The sequence below is a fragment of the uncultured Clostridium sp. genome (genome assembly GCF_934754915.1).
GTDB lineage: Bacteria > Bacillota > Clostridia > Clostridiales > Clostridiaceae > Clostridium.
In genome coordinates this window covers 1-21035 of the sequence record NZ_CAKVKB010000018.1, presented here as the reverse complement: position 1 = coordinate 21035, position 21035 = coordinate 1, and the positions used below count along the sequence as shown (strand labels likewise).

The 21035-nt window shown below is 27.4% G+C and carries 24 protein-coding genes, 2 tRNA genes and 1 rRNA gene; 5 read left to right on the top strand and 22 right to left on the bottom strand.

Features of this window, described 5'->3' with window-relative positions; translation table 11 throughout:
- The first annotated feature begins 130 nt into the window (after positions 1 to 130).
- Positions 131 to 532, top strand: coding sequence for a DUF1573 domain-containing protein (locus Q0F58_RS05030; RefSeq protein ID WP_294373249.1), 402 nt, complete (start codon positions 131 to 133; stop codon positions 530 to 532).
- Positions 533 to 730: 198 nt separating this feature from the next.
- Here the strand turns inward: Q0F58_RS05030 and disA are convergent, their stop codons facing one another.
- Both disA and radA read right to left on the bottom strand, forming a co-directional pair.
- Entirely contained in the window at positions 731 to 1795 is a 1065-nt protein-coding gene (disA, locus tag Q0F58_RS05025; protein WP_294373247.1) for a DNA integrity scanning diadenylate cyclase DisA, read from the bottom strand.
- A gap of 367 nt (positions 1796 to 2162) precedes the next feature.
- Complete coding sequence (radA, locus tag Q0F58_RS05020; RefSeq protein ID WP_294373245.1) at positions 2163 to 3539, bottom strand: DNA repair protein RadA; 1377 nt, start codon at positions 3537 to 3539, stop codon at positions 2163 to 2165.
- Positions 3540 to 4080: 541 nt separating this feature from the next.
- On the opposite strand from radA, the gene Q0F58_RS05015 reads away from it, so the two are divergent.
- Positions 4081 to 4308, top strand: a complete 228-nt coding sequence (locus Q0F58_RS05015; RefSeq protein ID WP_293978838.1) for a glutaredoxin domain-containing protein — start codon at positions 4081 to 4083, stop codon at positions 4306 to 4308.
- A 48-nt stretch (positions 4309 to 4356) separates the two neighbouring features.
- Here the strand turns inward: Q0F58_RS05015 and trxB are convergent, their stop codons facing one another.
- From trxB to Q0F58_RS04990, 5 genes are all read right to left on the bottom strand, one after another.
- Positions 4357 to 5289, bottom strand: coding sequence for a thioredoxin-disulfide reductase (trxB, locus tag Q0F58_RS05010; RefSeq protein ID WP_294373242.1), 933 nt, complete (start codon positions 5287 to 5289; stop codon positions 4357 to 4359).
- 236 nt (positions 5290 to 5525) lie between these two features.
- A complete protein-coding gene (locus tag Q0F58_RS05005; protein ID WP_294373240.1) occupies positions 5526 to 7973 on the bottom strand; it encodes an ATP-dependent Clp protease ATP-binding subunit in 2448 nt (815 codons plus the stop codon).
- Positions 7974 to 7994: 21 nt separating this feature from the next.
- Positions 7995 to 9005 carry an ATP--guanido phosphotransferase gene (locus tag Q0F58_RS05000; protein ID WP_294373238.1) on the bottom strand — a complete coding sequence of 337 codons (1011 nt, stop codon included), beginning with the start codon at positions 9003 to 9005 and terminating at the stop codon, positions 7995 to 7997.
- Entirely contained in the window at positions 8998 to 9570 is a 573-nt protein-coding gene (locus Q0F58_RS04995) for a UvrB/UvrC motif-containing protein (RefSeq protein WP_294373236.1), read from the bottom strand. Before Q0F58_RS04995 ends, Q0F58_RS05000 begins: the two co-directional genes overlap by 8 nt.
- 14 nt (positions 9571 to 9584) lie before the next feature.
- Positions 9585 to 10046, bottom strand: a complete 462-nt coding sequence (locus Q0F58_RS04990) for a CtsR family transcriptional regulator (protein WP_294373234.1) — start codon at positions 10044 to 10046, stop codon at positions 9585 to 9587.
- Between the two features lie 317 nt (positions 10047 to 10363).
- Here Q0F58_RS04990 and Q0F58_RS04985 point away from each other — a divergent pair, with 317 nt between their 5' ends.
- Positions 10364 to 11014, top strand: coding sequence for an MBL fold metallo-hydrolase (locus Q0F58_RS04985; RefSeq protein ID WP_294373232.1), 651 nt, complete (start codon positions 10364 to 10366; stop codon positions 11012 to 11014).
- A 39-nt stretch (positions 11015 to 11053) separates the two neighbouring features.
- Here Q0F58_RS04985 and Q0F58_RS04980 read toward each other — a convergent pair whose 3' ends face one another.
- From Q0F58_RS04980 to Q0F58_RS04950, 7 genes are all read right to left on the bottom strand, one after another.
- Positions 11054 to 11224 (bottom strand): DUF362 domain-containing protein, encoded by a 171-nt coding sequence (locus tag Q0F58_RS04980; RefSeq protein WP_294373230.1) that lies wholly within the window; start codon positions 11222 to 11224, stop codon positions 11054 to 11056.
- A gap of 121 nt (positions 11225 to 11345) precedes the next feature.
- Complete coding sequence (locus tag Q0F58_RS04975; RefSeq protein ID WP_294373227.1) at positions 11346 to 11549, bottom strand: heavy-metal-associated domain-containing protein; 204 nt, start codon at positions 11547 to 11549, stop codon at positions 11346 to 11348.
- A gap of 9 nt (positions 11550 to 11558) precedes the next feature.
- Positions 11559 to 12464, bottom strand: a complete 906-nt coding sequence (locus Q0F58_RS04970; protein WP_294373226.1) for a stage 0 sporulation family protein — start codon at positions 12462 to 12464, stop codon at positions 11559 to 11561.
- Between the two features lie 4 nt (positions 12465 to 12468).
- Positions 12469 to 13401: a DNA polymerase III subunit delta' gene (locus Q0F58_RS04965; RefSeq protein WP_294373224.1), complete on the bottom strand. Its 933-nt coding sequence runs from the start codon at positions 13399 to 13401 to the stop codon at positions 12469 to 12471.
- 18 nt (positions 13402 to 13419) lie between these two features.
- On the bottom strand, positions 13420 to 13755 hold the full coding sequence (locus tag Q0F58_RS04960) for a cyclic-di-AMP receptor (protein ID WP_294373222.1): 336 nt from the start codon (positions 13753 to 13755) through the stop codon (positions 13420 to 13422).
- A 106-nt stretch (positions 13756 to 13861) separates the two neighbouring features.
- A complete protein-coding gene (gene tmk, locus Q0F58_RS04955) occupies positions 13862 to 14497 on the bottom strand; it encodes a dTMP kinase (RefSeq protein ID WP_294373220.1) in 636 nt (211 codons plus the stop codon).
- Positions 14498 to 14547: 50 nt separating this feature from the next.
- The gene (locus Q0F58_RS04950; protein WP_294373218.1) at positions 14548 to 14733 is read right to left on the bottom strand and encodes a sigma factor G inhibitor Gin; all 186 of its coding nucleotides are present in this window, start codon (positions 14731 to 14733) and stop codon (positions 14548 to 14550) included.
- 205 nt (positions 14734 to 14938) lie between these two features.
- Between Q0F58_RS04950 and Q0F58_RS04945 the strand changes: the two genes are divergently transcribed.
- Both Q0F58_RS04945 and Q0F58_RS04940 read left to right on the top strand, forming a co-directional pair.
- Positions 14939 to 16102, top strand: a complete 1164-nt coding sequence (locus Q0F58_RS04945) for a M20 family peptidase (RefSeq protein ID WP_294373216.1) — start codon at positions 14939 to 14941, stop codon at positions 16100 to 16102.
- Between the two features lie 120 nt (positions 16103 to 16222).
- Complete coding sequence (locus tag Q0F58_RS04940) at positions 16223 to 17167, top strand: magnesium transporter CorA family protein (protein WP_294373215.1); 945 nt, start codon at positions 16223 to 16225, stop codon at positions 17165 to 17167.
- 90 nt (positions 17168 to 17257) lie between these two features.
- Here the strand turns inward: Q0F58_RS04940 and Q0F58_RS04935 are convergent.
- From Q0F58_RS04935 to Q0F58_RS04900, 8 genes are all read right to left on the bottom strand, one after another.
- Positions 17258 to 17331: transfer RNA gene (locus Q0F58_RS04935), tRNA-Cys, on the bottom strand.
- Positions 17332 to 17336: 5 nt separating this feature from the next.
- Positions 17337 to 17412 (bottom strand) — tRNA-Phe (locus Q0F58_RS04930).
- 5 nt (positions 17413 to 17417) lie between these two features.
- Positions 17418 to 17534 (bottom strand): 5S ribosomal RNA (gene rrf, locus Q0F58_RS04925).
- Positions 17535 to 17868: 334 nt separating this feature from the next.
- Positions 17869 to 18321, bottom strand: coding sequence for a GyrI-like domain-containing protein (locus Q0F58_RS04920; protein WP_294373213.1), 453 nt, complete (start codon positions 18319 to 18321; stop codon positions 17869 to 17871).
- A gap of 119 nt (positions 18322 to 18440) precedes the next feature.
- Entirely contained in the window at positions 18441 to 19340 is a 900-nt protein-coding gene (locus tag Q0F58_RS04915) for a YafY family protein (RefSeq protein WP_294373211.1), read from the bottom strand.
- Positions 19341 to 19486: 146 nt separating this feature from the next.
- Positions 19487 to 20068, bottom strand: coding sequence for a signal peptidase I (gene lepB / locus Q0F58_RS04910; protein ID WP_294373209.1), 582 nt, complete (start codon positions 20066 to 20068; stop codon positions 19487 to 19489).
- Positions 20069 to 20105: 37 nt separating this feature from the next.
- Entirely contained in the window at positions 20106 to 20315 is a 210-nt protein-coding gene (locus Q0F58_RS04905; protein WP_294373206.1) for a helix-turn-helix transcriptional regulator, read from the bottom strand.
- A gap of 6 nt (positions 20316 to 20321) precedes the next feature.
- Entirely contained in the window at positions 20322 to 20633 is a 312-nt protein-coding gene (locus Q0F58_RS04900; RefSeq protein WP_294373204.1) for a DUF6442 family protein, read from the bottom strand.
- Positions 20634 to 21035 lie beyond the last annotated feature (402 nt).

Below are 21035 nucleotides of genomic sequence, written 5' to 3'. Positions count from 1 at the left end.
ATTCACAAGCCCCCTATTAATTTAAAAATTAATTTTGTATTATATACACATATTTCAAATATAATTATTACCAATATTCATTATATTATAGTGCCTTTTTGTATATTATTTTAATTAAGGAGCTGAAAATATGAAAGATATAATATTTGATGATTTTCAAAATTGTGTAGATGATTCATTAATACGCCATAGAAGTATCCTAGATATAATTACAAAATACAATGAATCCACTTCTAAAATCACTCGTTCTATAGCAAAATCAGTGACTCAATGTGGTTGTATAAATATTTCTGCTGAAAAACAACATATTCCAAAAAACAAATTTGACTCCCAAATAGATTTAAAAAATTGTTTAGGCACTCATATTAATGGTGAACTTTGTGATAAGTGTCATGAAATAATAGAAAGAGAAATTGGTAATAATCTCTTCTATTTAGCAGCACTTTGCAATCATTTAAATATTAATTTATATGATGTTTTACTTAAAGAATATAATAAGTCTGTAACTTTAGGAAAATTCAATTTATATTAATTATTATTCAATATTGACTAATAATACATTAATGTAATCCAATTAAAGCTTAAAATGCAAAAGATAATTACAACATATATTGTAAATGTCTTTCAATATTATAAATTCAATTTATTAAAATAAAAGACTCATAAAAGCATAAAACTTTATTTATGCTTTTATGAGTCTAACATAATTAAATTCTGTGTATAATTCACATTATAACTCTTTCTTTAATAAAACCTGCTCTTTTATACGTTTCAATCCATTTTTTATTGCTGTTGCTCTAGCTTCACCTATTCCTTCAACATTATCTAATTCGTCAATATCAGCTTCAATTATATTGCTTAATTCTTTAAATTCTTTAATTAGATTTTCTATTACATTTGATGGAATCCTTGGAACCTTGCTCAATATTCTATATCCCTTTGGTGATATTAAAGTATCCATAAGCGGTATTCCTCCATATCCCAAAGTTTTAGCTATAGCATCTAAATCAGGAAGTTCTGACGAATTTAATCTTTGAATATGTTCATAAACTTCATTGAATTTATATCCTTCAGCACAATAATCTCTTATTAACAAAATTCCATCTCTCTCTACATGTTTAACTAGTTCATTAAGCTGCATGGAAATAAGTCTTCCTTCATTACCTAGTTCTAATATATACATATTTATTTCCTCAACAATTCTCATTACCATTTCGGTTCTTTGAATTGCACTAACCACATCAAACAAAGTAGTTAAATCTTGAAATTCTAGCAAATTCAAATTATTAATTACACGTTCTAAAACAGCTACATATTTTTCAAGAGTTTGAATAGCCTGATTAGCTTTACTTAAAATCACACTGCTTTCTCTCAAGACATATTTAATGTCACCTTTATACATAGTTATTATATTTCTTCTTTGAGATATTGCAATAACTATATTATTAGTCTGTTTTGCTACTCTATGAGCTGTTCTGTGTCTTGTTCCTGTTTCATACGTTGGTATTGATGAATCTGGAATTAGTTGCGCATTCGCACATACTATTTTTTTTAAATCACCTGTTATTACTATAGCTCCATCCATCTTAGCTAATTCATAAACATATGAAGGAGTATATTCTGAATTAATATAAAAACCACCATCAACAAGTTCCATTACTTCTTCATCATCACCAATTACTATTAATCCACCTGTTTTAGCTCTTAATATATTTTCAATTCCTTCTCTCAGCTGAGTGCCAGGACATATTATTTTTAATACATCTTTAATACCTGTTCCTTTTTCTAATCTCATACACTCACCCCTATTCATCATAGATTAATTTATATTTACCACATATTTTAATTAGAAAATATATTTAAATCAGATTTAAATATAGATACAATAGATTTCTTAAAAATTCTATAAAATAAATTTTTAATCCTTAAATTTATGTAATTTATTTTTCATATTGAATTATTTAAAGTAATAGTTAATATGTCAAAAAATTATCTTTATAGTTCAAATTTAAACTTCAAAAATTTACTTCTAATTTATATGATACTATAATAAAATTCCATACTCAATAACAATTATGGAGTTAATAATTTATTGACTATACTTATCTATACTTTACCAAAATAATTCATTCCATACAACATTTCTATATCATATAAATTAATCAATTATATACATGTTTTATAACATCACTTAATGTTTTAAGCTGAACTATATCAATTTCTTTTATGTTAGGTCTCTTCACAAAAGAATCCTTAGGAACATAAACCCTTCTAAATCCCATTCTTGCCAATTCTTTTATTCTACTTTCTAATGATGGAACTTTTTTTAATTCTCCAGTCAATCCAACATCTGCAATAAACGCTATATTAGATTCAATTCCTTGCTGTTTTACAGATGAAACTATGCTCATTATTACTGCTAAGTTTATTCCTTGTTCACGAATTTTTATTCCTCCAGTAGTCTTTATTATCACATTTTTATCAAATAAATTTATCCCACCTCTTTGTTCAAGTATAGATATTAACGTATTAAGTTTATCTTTACCTAATGTTTCGCCTATACGTGTTGGATATGGTGTAAAACTTTTAGATACAAGGCTTTCTATTTCAGTTATTATAGAGCGTGTTCCTTCCTTTATAACTGCTAACGCACTTCCAGAAACGATTTCTCCTTCATCTCTTTTAGTCATAAAAAATTCTGATGGATTATCAATTGATAAGATTCCTCTTTCACACATTTGAAAAAATCCATTTTCAATTCCTCCAAATCTGTTTTTTGAACTTACAAGAACCCTGAGTTCTTCATCATTATCATCTTCAATTATCAAAACAGTATCCACAAGATGTTCAAGCGCTCTCAATCCTGCAAGTTCATCATTTTTGGTCATCTGACCCACAATTATTACTGCCCTAGGCCTCTTTTCATTCTTAGCAACATTAAGCAGTGCATTTGCGCACTCCATAGTTTGAGTTGGTGATCCAGCTCTTGCCGGCATTGCATTCTCCATAGTAAATGTTTGAATACTATCTATTATCAATAAATCAGGATCAACTTCTTCTACTGAATCCAACACATTATCAAGATTTGTTTCTTGTAACACCCATATATTTTCATGTATCTTATCAAGAATTCTGTCTGCCCTGTTCTTTATTTGACTGTCACTTTCTTCTCCAGATGCATAAATAACTTTAAGTCCTTGTTTAGCCACTTCATTTGATATCTGAAGTAATAATGTTGATTTTCCTGCACCTGGTCTTGCTGTAATTATTGATATAGAATCTTTAACAATTCCTCCACCCATAACCCTATCAAATTCATTTATTCCTGTGATTATTCTATCACTTTTATTGGATATTACTTCATTCAATTTCCTTATTGGCTTTTTGGAAGCATCTCTCACTTTTGATGCTGTAGTATTCTTAGCTTCTATAACAACTTCATCCAATGTATTCCAACAATTGCAAGTTGGACATTTTCCTAGCCATTTAATGCTTTCGAATCCGCAATTTGAACATCTATAAACTGTTTTCTTCTTCATTAAATATCTCCCTTAGAAATTTATATAAAAATATAATATTATTCCTATTAATTATTATACCATAATCCAATGTTTTAATAATTTATTTTGATTATATTAATGCTGTTTAATATATTCTCAATTAACTCAATTGTTTCAACATAATTGAGGGATTTATTACAAAAACTATAATGAATAAAATTTAAGGAGCTGATATAGTATGTTAAATAATAATTATATTAATAACATTCCTGAACCCAAATCAAACATTCTTCATGAACCTTATCATATAAATTTAACCCACTTATCAAGTTATAACTGTTCACAATATCAATTTAATAACTTAATTTTTAATTCTAATCTTGATAATTCTAATATTATTAAATGACAAACAATTATTTAATAGTAAATTTATTTTATGTTTTACATCTTAAATTATATGCTCTAATATCTTGCCTACATATTAACGCTATACTATAATAATATCTACAAAATATTAATTAAGGAGGTGAAAAACTATTGCTATTTAATACTTTCATAATTTAATAGTAATAGTTGCTTTATGATAAAAGTATATACTACAGATTCTTGTCCTTGGTGTGATAAAGTTAAAGCTTATTTAAAATCTCAAAATCTTGAATATACTGAATTAAATGTTCAAGATGATATGGAAGCAAGAGAAGAAATGATAAAAAAATCTCGTCAAATGGGTGTTCCAGTATTAGATATAAATGATAATATTATAATTGGTTTTGATAAACCTGCTATTTTAAAAGCCTTAGGTAAATAGCCTTCATTTTAAAAAGAGAAGCCAACTTCAAGTCAGCTTCTCTTCTTTTTACTCACTTTGCAATATGTATTTTTCTGCATTAAGAAGTGCTATTGTTCCATCTGCTACAGCTGTTGTAATTTGTCTATATTTTTTCTCTCTTACATCTCCAGCTGCATAAACTCCTTTTATATTTGTCTGCATATCTTCATCTGTAATTATATAGCCTTTTTCATTTAAATTTAGATATTTCTTTACATTAGAAGTCTCCGGTTCTGTTCCTATATACACAAAAACACCTTCAACACCCAATTCAGATAATGTTCCTTCTTTAGTATTTTTTAATATAACGCTGCTTAAAAAGTTTTCTCCTTTAGCTTGAATTAAATCTTCATTAAAAAGCACTTCTATTTTAGGATTATTTAACACTTGATCTATTATTGACTGTTCAGCTCTAAAATAGTCATATCTTCTAATTAGATATACTTTTTCTGCAAATTTAGTCAAAAATAAAGCCTCTTCAAGTGCTGCATTTCCGCCTCCTACAACCGCAATTTTTTTACCTTCATACATAGCTCCATCACATACTGCACAATAATGAATTCCTTTCCCTGAAAATTCCTTTTCTTCTTTTATAGGAAGTTTTTTAGGAACAGCTCCTGTTGCTATTATTACTGCTTTAGGTTTATAAGTATACATTTCTGTTTCAATAATCTTTTCATCATTAGAAAGATATATATTTTCAATCAAGTCAAATTCATCTATATCTGCTCCAAACTCAGTTGCATGTTCTTGAAACAAATCTGCTAATTTGCTTCCTTCAATTTTTTTAAATCCAGGATAATTTTCAATCGTGAAACTATTTCTCACTTGACCTCCTAGAATCATATTTTCCAAAAGCAAAGTTTTTAATTTAGCTCTGCCAGCATATATTGCTGCAGTTAATCCTGCTGGCCCCCCACCAATTATTATTAAATCCAACTCTTTTATTTCTTTATTCATAACTTCTCCTAATCAATTATATGTTTTTATTGATTTTATCATCTAAATGATTATTTTTACACAAAAATCTTTATTCCTTATATATTATTTGTTTTATAAAAGGCAAATATGCTTATATAAATTCCTGTTCATATATAATCATAACCATTAACTTATATCAAAAAACTTAATTAAGCATTATATAAAAACTGTACTGAAAATTCAATAAAAATTTTCAGTACAGTTTCACATATGAACTATGCTAATTTGCTAAAAACGAGTTTATCGTCTGAATTACTAACCTTTACTTTATCTCCTATCTGTATATTGCCCATAAGAATTTCTTCACTAAGTCTATCTTCTACTTCTTTAATTAATATTCTTCTTAAAGGTCTTGCTCCATTTTCAATATCTATTCCTTTATTTAACAAGAACTTTTTGCTGTCATCTTCAAAATTCAAATAAATATCTCTATTTTTAAGCCTTTCTTTAATTGAATTAAGCATCAGATCCATAATCTTATCTAAATCTTCATCATTAAGTTTATGGAACACTATAGTATCATCTATTCTATTTAAAAATTCTGGTTTAAATTGTTTCTTAAGTTCAAGTAAAATATTTTCCTTCATTTTTTCATAATCAGATTCTTCATTTTTAATCGAATTAAAACCTATAGTATTTTGCTTTTTAATTTGATGTGCTCCTACATTAGATGTCATTATTATTATTGTATTTTTAAAATTTACAACCTTGCCCTTTCCATCTGTAAGCCTTCCATCTTCCATTATTTGAAGAAGAACATTAAATATGTCAGGATGTGCTTTTTCAATTTCATCTAAAAGAACTATTGAATAAGGTTTTCTTCTGACAGCCTCTGTTAATTGTCCCCCATCGTCATGCCCAACATATCCAGGAGGTGCTCCAATTAATTTTGCAACAGAATGACTTTCCATATATTCTGACATATCTACTCTTATAATATTGCCTTCATCTCCAAACATAGCTTCTGCAAGTGCTTTTGAAAGCTCAGTTTTTCCAACTCCTGTTGGTCCTAAGAATATAAAACTTCCAATAGGTCTATTAGGATCTTTAATTCCAACTCTTGCCCTTCTAACAGCTCTTGCAATTGATTTAACTGCTTCATTTTGACCTACAACTCTCTTATGAAGTATATCTTCTAAATGTAAGAGTTTCTCACTTTCTGATTCAGTTAATTTTTCAATTGGAATATTAGTCCATGCAGATACAACTTTAGCAACTTGTTCTTTATCTACAATTAAAGATTTTTCTGAACTTTGAGAATTCCATACAGCTTTTCTATTTTTCAATTCATCTTTTAATTCATTTTCCTTATCTCTCAAACTTGCTGCTTTTTCAAAGTTTTGAATCATTATAGCTTCTTCTTTTTCTTTATCTATCTTTGCTATTTCTTCTTCAATATCTTTAAGATCTGGAGGAGTAGTCAAACTTTCTATCCTTATCTTAGCAGCCCCTTCATCAATTAAGTCAATTGCTTTATCCGGCATAAATCTATCTGTTATATATCTTGCAGATAATTCAACAGCAGCTTCTAATGCTTCATCTGTTATCTTAACTCCATGATGTTCTTCATATTTATCTCTCAATCCTTTTAATATTTCTAAAGTATCCTCCTTAGAAGGTTCATTTACAGTTATTGGTTGAAATCTTCTTTCAAGGGCAGAATCTTTTTCAATATACTTTCTATACTCATCAATTGTAGTTGCACCAATACATTGAATTTCACCTCTAGCTAAAGCGGGCTTTAGTATGTTGGATGCATCTATTGCACCCTCAGCTCCTCCTGCTCCAATAATTGTGTGTATTTCATCGATAAATATTATTACACTTTTATCTTTGCGTATTTCTTCCATTGTCTTTTTAAGACGTTCTTCAAATTCACCTCTATACTTAGCTCCTGCTATCATAGATGTCAAATCCAAAGATACCACTCTCTTATTTCTAAGAATTTCTGGTACGTTTCCTTCCACTATTCTTTGTGCAAGGCCTTCTACAACTGCAGTTTTACCAACTCCTGGTTCTCCAATAAGACATGGATTGTTCTTTATTCTTCTACATAATATCTCTAAGACTCTTTGATTTTCCTTATCTCTTCCTATTACAGGATCTAAATTTTTATCTTGTGCCATTTGAGTAAGATCTCTTCCATATTTATCAAGCATAGGAGTCTTTTCTTTTTTAATATTATGTCCATCTTCATTTTTATCTACAGATTTATCTTCATAACTTCCACTTGATAAAAATGCAATTATATCCTGTCTTACAGCAGCAAAATTAAGTTTTAAGCTTTTTAATATTGTATAAGCCATTCCTTCTTCTTGTGCTGTTAGTGCTAATAATATATGTTCTGGGCTTACAAATCTATGATTTAACTTTTTCGCTTCTAAAAAACTTTCATCCAATAATCTTTTAGTTCTTGGAGTTAATAATATATCGTCTCCTTGTTTAACAACATCACCATACCCTAAATATTTCTGAAGCATTTCTCTTATATTTTCCAGATATATTCCATATTTCTCAAGCACTTCAGCTGAATATCCATTTTCTTTCAAAACACCAAGTAATATGTGTTCTGTACCTACATATCCATGCTTAAATTTTTCAGATTCATTTTCTGCTTCTAAGATTACAACTTGAGCTCGTTCTGTCAATTTGCTATATTCCATCTTCTAACCTCACAATCTTACTTATATTAATAATTTTCTAACTATATTAGCTCTTTCATAGTTTATTTCTTTTTCACTTAATTTTCTTCCCAACACACTTTCAATTGCTGAATCTTTGATACTTACAAGTAATTTATTTAATTTTTCTTTATCAATTTGAATTATTGATAATTCTACACCAAGCCTTACTTTAGATATTAAATCTAATGCTTCTTTAAAATCTAACAATACTGCATGTTTTAAAATAGCAAGAGCCCTATATATTTTATCCTCAAGTTCATATTTGCATTTTCCTGTTAATACTTCTCTAAACTTATATTCATCTGCAATTAAATTTAAAACTTCTTCTTTTACTGTACTTATGATTTCTTCTTCATCCATACCTAAAGATGCCTTATTAGATATTATATATATATTACCTAAATTAGAACCATCAGAATATGGTGATTTTATTTCTAATCCTCTATTATTTAATTTTTTAGAAACTTTTTCAATTTCCTTACTCATAGTCAAAGCCGGCAGATGTATTAATACATTTACTTTCATAGCAGCTCCAACATTTTCTATTTTCGAAGTCAGATATCCAAATTCTTCATCAAAAGCATATTTTACACATTCTTCAATTTTTTGATCGATTTTAACTGCATTATCTAAAGCATCTTCCAAATTCAATCCTGAAGTAATACATTGAATCTTTATATGATCTTCTTCATTTATCATAATACTTATAGTTTCATCAGTATTTAAAATAAATGATGCTTTATCTGCGTTTTCAAGTAATTTTTCACTTATTAAATCTCTATCAATATATTTATTAAAACTGCTTTTATCATTTTCCCAGATTTCATAAAATTTGAATTCATCTTCATTAAAATTATTTTTTATAGAATTATATATATTTTCAACATTTTTTCTTCCAGCAGTAACAGTAAGTTTCTCAGTAAACGGCACCTTTTCAACATTTCTAGAAAGTTGAATTTTTGTACTTACAACTAAATCATTCTGATTACAATTAAGAATCCAGTTATTCATTACAGTTTTCCTCCTTACATACATTGTTATCAGAACCAATATTACTGTCTATTATATGCAATTCTATTTGTCTTATTTCATCTCTTATAATTGCTGCTTTTTCATATTGTTCTTCTTCAATTAATATTTGTAACTGCTGTTTAAGATTTTTGAGTTTATCCCTTTGAAAAAATTCTTTGTGTACCCTATTAGGAATTCTTCCTTTATGAACCTTTTCTCCATAAGTATTTTTAATTATTGCCTTAATTGGTTCTTTAAATACACTGTAGCAATCAGAACATCCAACTTTTTTAGTCTTTTTAAATTCATCATATGTTAATCCACAAGTTGGACATGAAGGTTTAATTCGTTCTTTCCTTGGTCTTGAATTTTCAACTCCTGTTAACAATCCATTTAAAATTTCTTGAAATGGAAATCCTGCTCCATCAGGTATTGAATTTAAAAATGGTATATTTGAAATATTTTTAGCGCATTCTTCACACAACCATATCTGTTGTTTCTCACCATTAATTATTTTAACTAAATTAATTCTAGCTTCGTTTTTTTTACATTTTTCACATAACATATATATCCCCGCCCTTAAGATAAAATTATCATAATCATTCCTTTTAATATATCAGCTCTTACTTTATTTCTATTTTCTGATGACGTAAGACTTCTATCATTTACTGCCATCTTCATTATTTGACATTCTCTCTTACTTATAATCTCCGACTCCTGTAAATGATCTAACAATGCACTGGCATTATGATATGTTATTGTATCTCCAATACTTTCATTTATTATTTCTTCTCTGTTTTTTAAAGAGTCTTTTTCAAGTTGTTTGATGGCAATATGTCCTCCACCACCTCTTTTACTTTCTATTAGATAACCCTTTTCATACGTAAATCTTGTTGTTAATACATAATTTATTTGTGAAGGAGCACATCTAAACTGATCAGCCAATTCATTTCTTTGTATAAATACGACATTATTATTGTTGTCGTTATTATTAAACATATCCTTTATAAAGTCTTCTATTACATCTGAAAGTCTTGCCATAACATCACCTGCTTACTTTGTTAATAAAATATTTGTTTTTGACTTACTTTGACTTTATATAATTATACTATTATTTTTTTAGCTTTTAAAGTACATAATTATATATTCCAATTAACAATATACAATTTACAATGAATACTTAAATTTTAAAAAAATTTCTTTAATTATTAATATAGTTTTATTATTAGAACATCTATATTATCCTAATTTTTTAAGATTTAAAATATTAAAAGAATCGAAAAACAGAGAGATTAAATTTTCATATTATTGTTAAAACTAATTAGTATATTTATAGTATTCAAATTCGGAGGATATTTATGCAATTAATTTGGTTTGGACATTCTTGCTTTTTAATAAAAACAGATGAAGGTAAAAGAATTTTAATGGACCCATTTAATAATTATTTGGGCTACAATTCAAATTTTCCAAAATGTGATTTAATAACTATAAGTCATAATCACTTTGATCATTCTTACATAAATGAAATAAATGCAAAAACTAAAATTCTTAATACATGTGATATTCTGAATTTAGATTATGTACATATAGAAGGATTAAATTCATTCCACGATGATTATAATGGTTTAAAAAGAGGACGTAATATAATATATATTTTTAAATTCAAAAATATATCATTGGCCCATTTGGGAGATCTCGGAAATATACCTGATGATTCAGTTTTGAATCATCTTAGTTCTTTAGATTTTCTTCTTATACCTATTGGTGGGAATTTTACGATAGATGGAAATACTGCCTCAAAACTTTGCAAGTTATTACAACCACATTATATTATACCAATGCACTATAAAACGAATTTAACTTCTATCAATTTAAACGGCAGTAAAAAATTTCTAATATCTATGAATAATATACAAAAAATTAATTCCAATCAGATAAATTTATCTGATTGGAATTTAAATACTAACAATATGAATGTTTTACTTTTAACTCCACCTATTAGTTTTTAAAGAAAAAAGACTGCTCTAAAGCAGTCTCCTTTTTTATAATTATTCTTGGTTTGGAGCTCCTACTGGACAAACATTTGCACAGTTTCCACAATCGATACAAGTATCTGCATCAATAACAAATTGAGTATCTCCTTGAGATATAGCTTCTACTGGACATTCTCCAGCGCATGCTCCACAACTAACGCATGAATCATTAATAACATATGCCATTTAGAACACCTCCTAATAAATTGTGGTAATTAACCAATTACATTTTATCATGTATCCTAATGTTTTTAAAGTATTTTATACTATCTATTTTCTAAATTTAATCATTATTTATAGAAATTATTTAAATCACCAAATATCCCATATCTTCTATTGATTCTAATATTTTTTCTATTTTTACCGATAACTCATCATAAACTATTGTTACTTCTTTTTTATTTAAAGATATCTGACTTGCTATAATTCCAGCATTATGTGAAATAACATTCTGAATTTTTTTCGAATCTTCTTGTGAATCCATATTTAAAATTCTTATTACTGATTTCATAGCCCACCTCTATTTTTCATTAATCAGATTTTTTATAAGTTTTTTATCTTCCTCTGATTCAGGTATTAATTTTATATTACTATCATCAATAGTATCCTCGTATTCCCCAGAAACTAATTCAATATTGTTGATTTTGAATTCTTCAACAACTTCTTCGTCTCCTCTTTTAAGTTTTACCTTAACCATCTCATTCACTATTGAATTGCCTACAACCAAACCTGTTCCATTTTCAGTTTTCACAGTTGCTCCAACTTTAGGCAATCTCTTTCTTATTTCCTCATATGTACTCTGTTCATAATTCAAACAGCACATTAAACGACCACATATTCCAGATATCTTAGTAGGATTAAGCGAAAGATTTTGTTCCTTTGCCATTTTAATTGAAACCGAAGCAAAATCACCTAAAAATGTTGAACAGCACATAGGCCTTCCACATGGTCCAAGACCTCCCACCATTTTAGCTTCATCTCTTACACCTATTTGTCTCAATTCAATTCTTGTTTTAAATATAGTTGCCAAATCCTTAACTAATTCTCTAAAGTCTACTCTTCCATCGGCTGTAAAATAAAAAATAACTTTGTTATTATCAAAAGTATATTCTACATCTATTAATTTCATATCAAGTTTATGTTCTTTAATCTTCTTTAAACATATATCTAATGCTTCAATTTCTTTTGATTTATTTTCTCTATGTTTTTGAATATCCTTTTCATCTGCAATTCTTATAACACATTTCAATGGAGACACTATTTCTTCTTCACTGATTTCTTTTATTCCAATTACACATTCTCCAAATTCAATTCCTCTTGCAGTTTCCACTATTACATATTGATTCCTTTTTATATCAAAATCAGCAGGACTAAAATAATATATCTTTCCTGCTTTTTTAAATCTCACTCCTATTACTTTTATCATCTATTTATACCTCCGCAAATCCCATCAGCATTACACTAACAGTCATTGAATAGTTTGTATTACTATTAAAATTTATTCTAGCTTCTTTTATGTATTCTAACATACTATTAAGCTTTTTATAAGATATTCCCCTTGATATATCTTCAATATCATCTATTTTATCAAAATTAACAATTAAATTTTTGTTATTTAATTCTTTAAATATTATAATATCTCTTATAAATAAGATAAACATATCTAAAAGATCATATTTTTCATCTTTAAAGTTTTTTAGCAATTCTCCATATTTAAGCACAATACCATGTTCTCGTTTAAGAATATCTAAAAATAACTCAACACATATATTTCTTAATTCTTTTAATTTTTCATCGTTTATAAATTTATCCACTTTTCCAGGTATTCCAGTACTAAATGCAATAGCTGCCTGCTTGTCACTAGAATCTATATTTGAATAATTTAAATCAATATATTTTTCTATATCTTCTTTAGATAAAGGTGTTAATTTATATACCTGACATCTTGATTGAATAGTATCCAATATATTTTCTAATGAATCACTTAATAATATTAAATATACCCCTTCTGGTGGTTCTTCTATTGTTTTCAATAATGCATTTTGGGCTTGTGCAGTCATTTTATCACATCTGTATAATATTAATACTTTCTTATCCCCTTCATAAGGCTTTTTATTTACTTCTTCAATTATATTTCTGACATCATCAACACCAAAAGATACAGAAGAAGGATAATATCTTACAATATCCACACTTTCAACATTATCTCTAGGCTCTATAATATTATTTGAAAGATACTTTGCCACAACACTCTTTCCAATTCCATCTGCACCAACAATTAAGTTTGCATGAGAAAAAGAATTATTAATTTTTCTTCTGTCAATTCCTTTTATAATATTTTCATGTCCTAGTATCTTCCTCAATTTCTTACTCTCCTAATATTATATTTTTATAAATTGATCTACATCAATTACAAAAACAGTAGCGCCTCCTACACTCACTTGTATAGGATAATGATGATGCATAATCGCACTTTCAGCTCCATTCATTGCTGTTGGAGTAGATCTTATTTCTTTTCTCTTTTTACATACATTCTTTATTATACCTACAACATCATTAACTCTATCTTCTTCAACTCCTACGAGTAAAGTTGTATTTCCTGATTTAAGAAATCCTCCTGTAGTAGCTAGTTTAGTCACTCTATATTCACCATCAGTTAAGGCATCTATCAAATTTATTGAATTCTCATCTTCTACAATAGCAATAACTAATTTCATTTTCAATTCCACCCTTTAAAATAATAATTTTTTTAATAAAGTAAATAGATATTCTTTATTTTACCACAAATAGGATGCATTTGATATTACTTTAAATATTATATTGCTAATTCTGTTTTAACTTTTCATTCAATATATTTTTAATTTCAGCTACAATCGCTTCTTTAGATTGATCTGCATTTATCATGACAATTCTATCCTTATTTTTGTCATAAACTTTATTATATCCCTCTCTTACTTTTTCATGAAAATCTAGTTTTTCAAGATCAAGCCTATTAATTTCACGTTCTTCATTCATACTTATTCTTTTCAATCCAATTTTAGGATCTAAGTCAAATAATATTGATATATCTGGCATATAATCTTCTATTGCAAACTTATTTATGCTCATAACTTCATCAATTCCTAATCCTCTTGCATAACCTTGATATGCAAGTGAAGAATCTATAAATCTATCACACAAAACCACATATCCATCTTCTAATGCTGGTATAACTTTCTCAATTAAATGTTGCCTTCTTGCTGCTGCATAAAGAAGTGCTTCTGTTCTTCCGTCCATTTTTGTATTTTCTTTATCTAAAATAACTTGTCTTATTTGTTCTGCTATTTTTATCCCGCCTGGTTCTCTTGTTTTTATACATTTAAATCCTTTTTTTACAATCCAATCATATATTGATTCTATGGCTGTTGTTTTTCCAGTACCTTCTCCACCTTCAAAAGTTATAAACAATCCTTTACTCATATATACCTCACTTCATTAAATATATTAGAGAAATATACTAAAGTAGTAATCTAATTTACACATTCATCAAATAAAATTACTTTTATTGAATCCTTAAGTTCATCATACTCCGAATCTTCTACCTTTGTATCTATAATCTTTCTTTCACAATCTCTACAAATCATTTCTCCATTTATTATTATACCATCACTCTTAATTTGTCCACATATAAAACATTTTTTTAATAAGTTTTCCACAATTATTCCCCCTTTTTAACATAAAAAATAAATCTATCTAAAATTATTTCCTTATTAGAAAATTTAATACCTATCATTTATAAATAAATTATTTTTATTTTATTGGTAATACTAAAATTAATTAGATAGAATTTTAGAAAGGAGAATTTACTAAAGATTATAACTGCTAATTTATAATAATTTATCTTTAGTAAAATTTAAACTTATGAAACAAAATATTATTTCTTTTTTATCTACATGCAAAGATGATATAGAAAATTTGGCTAAATATTTATATCAAACTTCTGAAACAAGCTACAATGAATCTGATTCTTCAAAATATATTTGTAACTTGCTAAAAAAATATAACTTTGATGTTAAGGAAAACTTTTTAGATATAGATAATGCATTTTGGGCTCAAAAAGGTTCTGGGTATCCAAAAATATGTTTTTTATGCGAATATGATGCAATAGAAAATGAAGGACATATAACAGGTCATAATCTGATAACAGCTACATCATTTGCTGCTGCCATTGCATTAGGAAATATTGTTGATAAAATAGGTGGTTCTTCAATATTAATTGGATGTCCAGGAGAATACCTTGGTGGGACAAAAGGAACTATGGTAAAGCAAGGTGTATTTGATGATATTGATGTAGTTCTAGTAACTCATCCTGATGTAGAAACTTGTGAAAGTGGGTCTTCTTCTGCAATAATACCTCTTGGTCTTAATTTTATTGGCAAGAAAGAATTAAGCTTTTTAAATAAAAATGCATATACACCTTTGGATGCATCTCTGCTTACATTAAATATACTTCAATCAATAAAAAAAGGCTTTTCTAACAACCTTGAAATTAATTCAGTTATATCAAATGGTGGAGAGACTCCATTATTCTTGCCTTCAAAAACAGAAATTAAATTTTATATTCGAGCTACCGATATAAAAACAGCTGAATTTGGTGATGATAAAATTAGAAGTATTGCTAATCATGTAACTGATCTGACTAATATTCAGCATAAGTTTTTCCTATATGAATGTCCTAATAAAGAACTAATAACAAACAGAACTTTAAATAGATTATTCAGTCATAATCTTAAAGAAAATGGTATAATTCACATTCACCAACCTAAAAACATATATGCTGGTCTAAGTATTGGTGATGTAAGTCACAAAGTTCCTTGTATTCATCCTTATATTTCTGTATTAAAAGAAGGAACAAATAATATTAAATATGGAAGTATCGAATTTGCTAAGAATACCATATCTGAATTTGCTCTAACTCAAAGTTTAATTGCTGCAACTTCTTTAGCTCATACTGCTGTAGATTTAATAGAAAATGAACTTCTTTTAAAAGAAGTAAAAAGTGAATTCTATAACACAATTAAATAAATATCATAAGCTCCATTCATCTTTATGTTGTCTGGAGCTTTATTAAATATTTATCCTAGACATATAGTATATATGTTATAATAGTATAATAAATATAATAACTATCAGGAGGTGTACACATTGATTCAAATTTATAAAAGCGAGAGTGAATCTAACTGCAACCTAAAAATATTAGATACTATTGAAAATGGATCATGGATAAATATAGTTGCACCATCAGATGAAGAATTAATTCTAATTTCAAAAAAAACTGGCGTCAATCTTGATTTATTAAAATCAGCATTAGATGATGAGGAAACTTCACGTATAGAGATTGAAGATGACACTTTATTAGTAATTGTAGATATTCCCTTTACTGAAATGGAGGATAACTCTCTAACTTATGATACATACCCCTTGGCAATTATACATACTGAAAAACAGATAATAACTGTATGTTTAAAAAACAGTAAAATTCTAACTGATTTTATTAATATGAAAGTTAAATCTTTTTATACATTTAAAAAATCAAGATTTATATTACAGATTTTAAATAGAATTTCAACTTACTATTTAATTTATTTAAGACAGATTGATAAAAAAAGCCTTATGATTGAAAAAAGGCTTCATAAATCAATGAAAAATAGAGAATTAATCCAACTGCATTCTTTAGAAAAATCTCTTGTATATTTCTCTACTTCTTTAAAAGCTAACGAAATAACATTAGAAAAAATGCTAAAGCTGGAACTAATGCAAAAATATGAGGAAGATAAAGATGTCTTGGAAGATGTTATTATAGAAAATAAGCAGGCTATTGAAATGACTGAAATTTACAGTAATATTCTTGCAAGTACAATGGATTTCTTTGCTTCTGTAATATCCAATAATCTTAATATTGTAATGAAAGTCTTAGCTTCTGTAACAATATTACTAGCAATTCCTACTATAATCAGTGGTATTTATGGTATGAATATTGATGTTCTTCCATTTGCTCATGGTCCGCAATCTTTTACTGCTGTTATGGGAATAATAGCTGGTCTTTGTACTATTGTAGCATTTATACTATACAAAAAGGATATGTTTTAAAAAAGATATGTAATCCAAACATATCTTTTTTGTTTGTAAAAAATATTATTTATAAATAAAAAAACTGAAGCAAATGCTTCAGTTCTTATTTGGAGGCGCCACCCAGATTTGAACTGGGGATAAAGGTTTTGCAGACCTCTGCCTTACCACTTGGCTATAGCGCCATATATGGTGGCTCGAACTGGAATCGAACCAGTGACACGAGGATTTTCAGTCCTCTGCTCTACCGACTGAGCTATCGAGCCATCTTACCTCGCAACTTCCTACTCTTCCACACAGTCTCCCGTGCAGTACCATCGGCGCTATAGACCTTAACTTTCCTGTTCGGAATGGGAAGGAGTGTTACCTCTACGCCATCATCACCAGATCACAAATAGAATTATATCGAGATACAGATAATATGTCAACACTTTTTTTTAACTTTTTTTAATTTTTATAATTATTTTGTAAAAAACAATGCATAAGAATTCCTCCTAATCCTCATATATAAACGATTTTAGAGGAATCTAATACATTATATATTTTTATTTACTTTTCTCTAATATTAGACCATTTTTTTATTCTATCCCATAATTTATATATATCAAGACTGAAATTACATTTAAAATTTATTTTACACATATAAAAATTTCAAAGAAATCTTGAAAAGATTTTATCCTTGATTGTCAACTGTAAATTATTAATTGGAATATATATAAATTTTAATTGATAGAAATATATATATGAATTACTGCATTATCAATGGAACTATTCTGATATTCTTCAAAATCACATTTATAACTTCTATCTAAATCCATTTTCCATAACTTCTGCCAGAATTCTTGAACTGCTTTAATCATATGTCCCTTCACTATAAATTTTGCATATTTCCCTTCTGAAATTGTTTTAATACTCAAATCTTTTCTATTACTAAATTGACTCACTTCACAACCTACAGTAACTTTATACTTTCCATTTACATCACTTTCATAATCTGAATAAATCTCTACAGCCTTTTCATTAACCTTATTAGATATACTCTGGCAAATTCCACCTTCATAGAATTTTCCCCATAAACCACTTATTACACATGGCATATCAGGATCTGAATTCTTAGTTACTGCACTCAATCCTTCTATTTTCATTCCTTTTAAATTAACTACTGTATATTCCATAAACATCCATCTCCTTTCTTATATTCTCATATTAACAAGTATAACCTGACATCATAATGTCAGGTTATACTAAAAATCTATATATTTTAATTTATAATGTGTAATTGACTTCAACTTCTTCAATACTTATTTAATATGTTTTCTATAAACTGCTTAAATTCTTTTCTCATGTATTCAGGTTCAAGAATCTCCAGCTCTTCTCCAAACCCAATAAAATAATTATAAAGCCATTTATATTTAGGCATTCTAAACTTTACAATAAGGAAATCACCTTCATTCCTAATTATGCCTTTTCTAAATTCATCATAAACACGTGAAGCAGCAGACATATTTACCTTTAATTTAACATCTATGTAGTCTTTTTTTTCCTCTTCATTATATTGAGTGTTTACTATTCCTTCTTTTCTCTTTTTAAATCCTTCCTCTAATATATGTATATTATCAATTCGTGTAAGTTTAAAGAATCTAAAATCCTTTCTTTTTTTGCAGTATCCATATATATACCATTTATTTCCCTTAAAAATGAGCTTATATGGTTCAATAATTCTTTCCAGTGACTCGCCTTTATTACTATAGTACAAAAATTTAATACACTTTACATCCATTATGCTTTTCTTTATAAGTTCAAAATTTTTCTTTTCTTCTTCGCTTTGTTCCCATCCTGAAAAATCAATCTGTATCCAATCAGTATCATCTTTTTTAAATACATTTTTTAATTTTATAAGTGAATCCTTAACATCAATCTGTCCTGTAGCATTTACACTCTGTAGAGCCATAAGAATTTTGTCCTGTTCTTCATCTGAAACTAGTGTTTTATCAATAGAATAATTATCTAAAATAGATATTCCTCCACCTTTTCCCTGAATTGAATAAACAGGAATCCCATTTGCTGAAAGATCTTCTATGTCTCTATATATAGTTCTTATGGATACTCCAAATTTATCAGCTAAATATTTAGCTGTTACTGTTTTCTTATTTATTAAAATTTGAACTATAGAAAATAATCTGTCTATTTTCATATTTTTAATCTCTCTTCTATATAAACATTTCCTTTTATTAATCTCATTAACATTCATCAAAAATTATTATAATTTTTTCAATATCCATTTACTTTAAGCGTACAACATATTAATTAATTTTTTATTTTATTGAGTATAGCTGATTTTTATTTTATAATCTTAAAATCACTAATTGGATAATATCTTATTTGGGCTTTTCCTTCAATTTCCGACTTATCTATATAGGGATTTTCCCAATACCTTGAATCATATGATCCTGCCCTGTTATCTCCTAAGAAAAATATACTATTATCAGGCACATCAAATATTCCATTATATAATTCATCGTTCTTAACATATTCTTCATTCAATTCCTTGCCATTAATACTGACTATACCATTATCAATTTCAATATGATCTCCTGGCAAACCAATGACTCTTTTTATTAATAATTTTCCACCAAGTTCTTCTGACTTAAATACAAGAATATCTCCTCTTTTTATTTTATCTTTGTCCCATACTCTTGTTGCAATAAGTCTATCATTATCATTTAAAGTTGGTATCATAGAACCGCTTGGTGGAAGAGATACATTTATAAACACAAATTTATTTAATAAGAATACAATTCCTATAGAAAATATTACTGGAAGAATCCACTCTTTAAAAAAACTGCTTTTATTAGTGTTTTTTAAATTTTCTTTACTTTCCAGATTAGTTTCATCATGTATTAAAGATTTATTTTCTTGCATAATTCAATTCCTCCCCTTATTAATTTACTTTCCCAATTTATTCAAAATAAAATACTTCTTCAAATTTCTTTTCTAATGCAATACATATTAAATATGCAAGCTTTGCACTTGGGCAAAATTGTAAATTCTCGATAGAACTTATAGTCTGCCTTGATACACCTACCATTTCAGCTAAATCACCCTGGGATATTCTTTTTTCAGCTCTCCACATTCTTATTTTATTGTTTAATATTAATTCATTCTGCATAATCTTTTACCACATCTTCAACATGTATGAAGTTATAAATATTAACGCTCCAAGTAATCCCAATATAGTGCATACCAAATATCTTTTGGTCCTATAATATTTAAATTTTCCAATGTATGAAAACCCAAGATATCCCCAAAACAATCCTATTAAATCTTCAGTAGGAATTCCTTTCCACTCTTTATACACAAATAAAATAATAAAAAACATTATTATTCCTATTTCTCCTACATTTCGTGATTTATCTTCTACATATTGCTCTCCTTCATCTACAGGCTTACTTTTTCTATTACGCTCTAGAATTTCTTCCCTATTCAAAAGTGTTGCCTCCTTACATTTTTTTCAAATTAATTGTAACACTCTATTAACTTTTTGTAAAGTATAGCAGACATTTTTTCAAAAAAACTAGTCAATTTATATTCATTATACTAAGAATTCTATCTTTATTATTTCATTGCATAACAACTACCTCTTAAAAAATACACTTCATAAAATTTATATTAGTACTATTTTCAAAAATACTTCTCAAATTTTTATTAACAGATTCGTACCTCTTAATCCATTAATATTATCATGTTTGAAGCAAAAAAATCATATAATTTCTTGTACAAAAAAGGATTGTCACATTAAGCATTATAACTACAATATTCATCATTGTTTTTTACTAAAACAACTAATATTGTTTAATATAATCTTGATGCTACAATCCCTTAATATTCT

Coding starts and splice junctions, on each gene's coding strand:
- Q0F58_RS04980 (WP_294373230.1), bottom strand. CDS start 11,224: ATGGCATATGTTATTAATGATTCATGCGTTAGTTGTGGAGCATGCGCT.
- radA (WP_294373245.1), bottom strand. CDS start 3,539: ATGAAGAAGAAAACAGTTTATAGATGTTCAAATTGCGGATTCGAAAGC.
- Q0F58_RS05015 (WP_293978838.1), top strand. CDS start 4,081: ATGATAAAAGTATATACTACAGATTCTTGTCCTTGGTGTGATAAAGTT.
- Q0F58_RS04995 (WP_294373236.1), bottom strand. CDS start 9,570: ATGTTATGTGAAAAATGTAAAAAAAACGAAGCTAGAATTAATTTAGTT.
- Q0F58_RS04905 (WP_294373206.1), bottom strand. CDS start 20,315: ATGCAGAATGAATTAATATTAAACAATAAAATAAGAATGTGGAGAGCT.
- Q0F58_RS04985 (WP_294373232.1), top strand. CDS start 10,364: ATGCAATTAATTTGGTTTGGACATTCTTGCTTTTTAATAAAAACAGAT.
- Q0F58_RS04970 (WP_294373226.1), bottom strand. CDS start 12,464: ATGATAAAAGTAATAGGAGTGAGATTTAAAAAAGCAGGAAAGATATAT.
- Q0F58_RS04945 (WP_294373216.1), top strand. CDS start 14,939: ATGAAACAAAATATTATTTCTTTTTTATCTACATGCAAAGATGATATA.
- Q0F58_RS04920 (WP_294373213.1), bottom strand. CDS start 18,321: ATGGAATATACAGTAGTTAATTTAAAAGGAATGAAAATAGAAGGATTG.
- Q0F58_RS05000 (WP_294373238.1), bottom strand. CDS start 9,005: ATGAATAACTGGATTCTTAATTGTAATCAGAATGATTTAGTTGTAAGT.
- tmk (WP_294373220.1), bottom strand. CDS start 14,497: ATGAGTAAAGGATTGTTTATAACTTTTGAAGGTGGAGAAGGTACTGGA.
- Q0F58_RS04990 (WP_294373234.1), bottom strand. CDS start 10,046: ATGGCAAGACTTTCAGATGTAATAGAAGACTTTATAAAGGATATGTTT.
- Q0F58_RS04915 (WP_294373211.1), bottom strand. CDS start 19,340: ATGAAAATAGACAGATTATTTTCTATAGTTCAAATTTTAATAAATAAG.
- Q0F58_RS04975 (WP_294373227.1), bottom strand. CDS start 11,549: ATGAAATCAGTAATAAGAATTTTAAATATGGATTCACAAGAAGATTCG.
- Q0F58_RS04960 (WP_294373222.1), bottom strand. CDS start 13,755: ATGAAATTAGTTATTGCTATTGTAGAAGATGAGAATTCAATAAATTTG.
- trxB (WP_294373242.1), bottom strand. CDS start 5,289: ATGAATAAAGAAATAAAAGAGTTGGATTTAATAATAATTGGTGGGGGG.
- lepB (WP_294373209.1), bottom strand. CDS start 20,068: ATGCAAGAAAATAAATCTTTAATACATGATGAAACTAATCTGGAAAGT.
- disA (WP_294373247.1), bottom strand. CDS start 1,795: ATGAGATTAGAAAAAGGAACAGGTATTAAAGATGTATTAAAAATAATA.
- Q0F58_RS05030 (WP_294373249.1), top strand. CDS start 131: ATGAAAGATATAATATTTGATGATTTTCAAAATTGTGTAGATGATTCA.
- Q0F58_RS05005 (WP_294373240.1), bottom strand. CDS start 7,973: ATGGAATATAGCAAATTGACAGAACGAGCTCAAGTTGTAATCTTAGAA.